Origin of the sequence: Microbulbifer sp., assembly GCF_036563125.1 — a bacterium.
In the GTDB taxonomy this organism is placed as follows: Bacteria; Pseudomonadota; Gammaproteobacteria; order Pseudomonadales; family Cellvibrionaceae; genus Microbulbifer.
This window is the reverse complement of record NZ_DATCMV010000016.1, coordinates 1-3,870: the sequence shown is the minus strand read 5'-3', so window position 1 is coordinate 3,870 and position 3,870 is coordinate 1. Positions and strand designations below refer to the sequence as shown.

Here is a 3,870-nt window from a genome sequence, read left to right as displayed (position 1 = left end):
ATTCATTGCTTGATGCCGTTATTTCCACGTGCAATTTGTTAGAAATGAGTTCTGAAAATCCGTCACCAGGCGCTGCTCATCCGAAAGCTCACACTTCAGTGTTAAGGTGGCTCCATCCAGCTCGGAATTATTTTTTGGCTGCCGTTTAGAGTTGACCCAGATTTTGAATTCCCGATTGGAAAATTGCACGGACAGTACTTGTGAAGCCACAAATTCAGTTGGAATGAACTGCATGATTGAGCGCTCGCGCACCTGCGGTAAAACCACTAATCCATAGCTATCCGCAGTAAACTCATCCATTCTTTCTCTTTGCCAGCGAATCCTTCTTTTGACGACAGCACCGGCTGCAGGCACTCCCTGATAGGTAATTTCCAGCCGCATCTCCGAAAATGTGTAGGCCTTGCCGATATCGGTAAACAGCATGACAAGTGCAAAGGCAATAATGAGCAATACCCAGAGGGGGATCCCAAGTTCCTGCACGTTTCCGCTCCGTGGAAAAGTTTGGATTCGGAACTTTAACGGACTTGTACTGGCATAAAAACCGCTAATTTCCGCGCTTATTGGTACGAAAGTATCAATTTTTACGAATAGCGCGGGCTACAGAAATAGTGCCAGAGTCGAATTTCAAATTTATTTTTATTGGCCCGGATAGTTTCACAGTTCGCTCGTCAATTTTTCGCAGCGGCACCGCTCTCAGACGGTGTCGCAAACTGGCGCCGCAGATATCCCAGCAAGTTCTTCAGGTCTTGTTCTCCCAGCTCCCTGGCGAAGCCGGGCATCATCTTCTCTTCACCATCCACCGTGCGGCTTACCCCCTGGAGAATGGCCTGACGCAGGTTGTGGTCACTGGTCGCACCTACGGTGGAGTTGTGCAGCAGAGATGGGTAGTAACCATCTCTACTGCCGGTGCCGTCCACGCCGTGGCAGCTGGCGCAGAGGCCGAGATACAGGCGGGCGCCATCCGAGCGGAGCTTGGGGCTGCGGTCTACCGCCAGAGAGTTTCCCCGCTTGATGATCACATCGGTGGCCGCGGAGCCCAGCTGCTGGCGTGGATACCTGCCACCGCTATTGATCGGGCGGATGCTGCGCAGGTAGGTGACCATGGCGGCGATGTCGCTGTCGGTCATTTTCGCGAAGCTGTTTTCCACGGCTTCCGCCATCGGGCCGCCGGCCTGGGCGAGGCGGTTTACGTGGCCGGTTTTCAGGTATTGGGTGAGTTGTTCTGCGCTCCACTGGCCGATGCCACTGACCGGATGTGGGGTGATGTTGTAGGCCTGCCACCCATCGAGCACCGGGCCGCCGCTGAGGAAACCCTTGTCGGTTTCATCGTAGGCCTTTTGCTGTAGTGCGATACCGCGGGGGGTGTGGCACGTGCCGCAGTGTGTGAGGCCCTGCACCAGGTAGGCACCCCGATTCCACTCGTCACTCTGTTGCGGATTCGGCTCAAACGGCTCATCCGGCGCGAACAAATAATTCCAGACCTTCAGTGGCCAGCTCGCGCTGAGCGCCTTGCGCACCGTGTTGGCGGGCGGATTTTCATGCACCGGTTCCACCCCGAACATGAAGTAGGCGTAGAGTGCCGCAATATCATCGTCGGTAATTCTGGCGTAAGCCTCATAGGGCATGGCGGGGTAGAGATTGCGCCCGCCTTTGCCGATACCCCGGCGCAACGCACGGTCAAACTCTTTCAGGGACCAGCCGCCGATACCACTGTTCACATCCGGGGTGATGTTGCTGCTATAGATGGTTCCGAGTACCGGTATGGTCATGGGGCGACCGCCGGCAAACGGCGGTCCGTCAGTACGGGTGTGGCAGGCCCTGCAGTCGCCGGCAACGGCGAGATAACGACCTTTTTCAATCAGTTCGGGGCGGTTGAATTCCCGGTTCACTTCCTCCTGGGCGGCGACGTCCCAGATTTCCTGTGCACTGACCCACACCATTGGCGTGAGCACACAAAGGATCATCGCGAGGCCAATAGCGGCCCTCATCCGCTCCCCTCCCGGATCAACGTGTCGGCGAGGCGCAGGGCGAGCGCGGCGATGGTCAGGGTGACATTGACCGTGCCAACGGTAGGCATCACCGAGCTGCCGGCGATAAACAGGTTGGGGTGATCGAAGGTGCGGCAATCCTTGTCCACCACGGCATCGGCCGCGCTCTCACCCATGATGGTGGTGCCACTGATGTGGTTGTTGGGGGCGAAATCATCGATAAACGTGACCTCGGTACCGCCCATCAATTTTGCAATCTCGGTATAGGTTTCGCGGGTGTGCGCGGCACTTTTCTCCACATAATCGTCAATGCGATAGGTAATTTCCGGCCTCGGTATACCGCTGGCATCGTTTTCCGAAGTACTGGGGCGAATGCGATTTTCCGGGTGCGGCAATAACTCGTGGAAGCTGTTGAACTCCACATAGCGCGCAGCACGGTCGCGGATGCGCTCGGTGAGTTCGGGGGTGTCGATGGGGTCGCGCTGCCCGAGCACATGGCGCGCGGCCTTTTCGATCCCGGAGATATTCGACAGTTGCAGTTTCTTGCCGGCGTATTGCGCGCGGAAGGCACCGTCGCGAAAGCCAATCACCGACGTCATTTCCTGTGGCCCGCGTCCCGGCCACAGACTCTCATCGGCGTAGAAGCGCACCCCGGTGCCCGGGTGGTCCATCAGGTTCCTACCCACCATATCCGAGCTGTTGCCTACCCCAGTGGGGTGGTTGCGGCCGTATGACATCAGCATCAGTTTCGGCGTCTCGATGCCGTTCGCCGCGAGGATAAAATTCTTGCCGGAGACGCGGTAATTGTTGCCCGCCGGATCCTTGTATTCGGCGGCGACAATACGATCGCCCTCGCTCACCAGCCGGTTCACCACCGCGCTGTGGATAAGTTCGGCGCCATGCGCCTCCGCTTTTTCCACATGCACGATGCCGTTATACATGGCGCCGATCGGGCAGATGGGCATGCAATTGTTGTTGCCGCAGCAGGTGGGGCGGCCGTCGTAGGGACGGCTGTTGCGCGCCACCGGTTCAGTCACCACCTGCCACTTGGGATTGTGCTCATTCATGCGCGACTTCACCCGTGCCTCGTTGTAGGACAGCGGCAGTGGTGCCATGGGGTAGGGCGCGCTGCGGGGTGAGCCCAGCTGTTCATCCTGCGGCCCCCACACACCCAGCTCCTGCTCCGCGCGCAGATACCAGGGTTCCAGCTCGCTGTATTCGATAGGCCAGTCGCGGCCTACGCCGTACAGGCTTTGCAGCTTGAAATCGCTAGGCAGGAAGCGCCAGCAAGAGGCGGCCCAGTGCCACGTGGTCCCGCCCACAGCGCGAATGTATTGGGATTTGAATTGGTGTCTGCCCTTCAGGATCAGGTAGTCGTTGGCGAACTCCCCATACTCCGGATGTGGCGCCCACGGCGCCGAGCGGTAGGCCGCCATGAAGTCGGTCTTGTCCGGCTGGTTGCGGAAGCGCTCCACCGTCTGCCAGCGCGGCACCCGCGGGCCCGCCTCCAGTATCAAAACCGATTTGCCCGCCCGCGCCAGCTCGTAGGCAACCAGCGCGCCGGCCACGCCGGAGCCGATCACCACATATTCCGCTTCGAGTCCCGCCAAGCTTAAACCCTCCCGCCATTTACTGACGGCGCACTGGCCCAGTCACCGGGCCTGCCGGTGCAGTAGGAGGGAACGGGAAGCATATCCGCGGTGAGTCGGTACATCAGCGCGCGCTCAAAGGTCACCAGGGTCTTGCCCACGGTACCGAGATACCAGGCCGCAACGATCAGTTGCGCCAGCGGTGAATGCCGGTCGTCGTAGCCCGGGTCATCGGGGAACAGATCCAGCTGTCGCGGAAAACTGGGGTATTCACTGTTGAGTGCCGCCAGCAA

Annotated in this window: 4 protein-coding genes; all 4 read right to left on the bottom strand. The window is 59.1% G+C overall.

The window, feature by feature from the left end; all coding sequences use genetic code 11:
* Positions 1-18 precede the first annotated feature (18 nt).
* Positions 19-480, bottom strand: coding sequence for a DUF6795 domain-containing protein (locus tag VIL80_RS01000; RefSeq protein ID WP_332034305.1), 462 nt, complete (start codon positions 478-480; stop codon positions 19-21).
* A 188-nt stretch (positions 481-668) separates the two neighbouring features.
* Positions 669-1,988 carry a c-type cytochrome gene (locus tag VIL80_RS00995; RefSeq protein ID WP_332034304.1) on the bottom strand — a complete coding sequence of 440 codons (1,320 nt, stop codon included), beginning with the start codon at positions 1,986-1,988 and terminating at the stop codon, positions 669-671.
* Entirely contained in the window at positions 1,985-3,598 is a 1,614-nt protein-coding gene (locus VIL80_RS00990) for a GMC family oxidoreductase (protein ID WP_332034303.1), read from the bottom strand. The genes VIL80_RS00995 and VIL80_RS00990 overlap by 4 nt, the downstream gene beginning before the upstream one ends.
* 2 nt (positions 3,599-3,600) lie before the next feature.
* The coding region (locus tag VIL80_RS00985) for a sugar dehydrogenase complex small subunit (RefSeq protein ID WP_332034302.1) at positions 3,601-3,870 on the bottom strand (270 nt) is incomplete at its 5' end.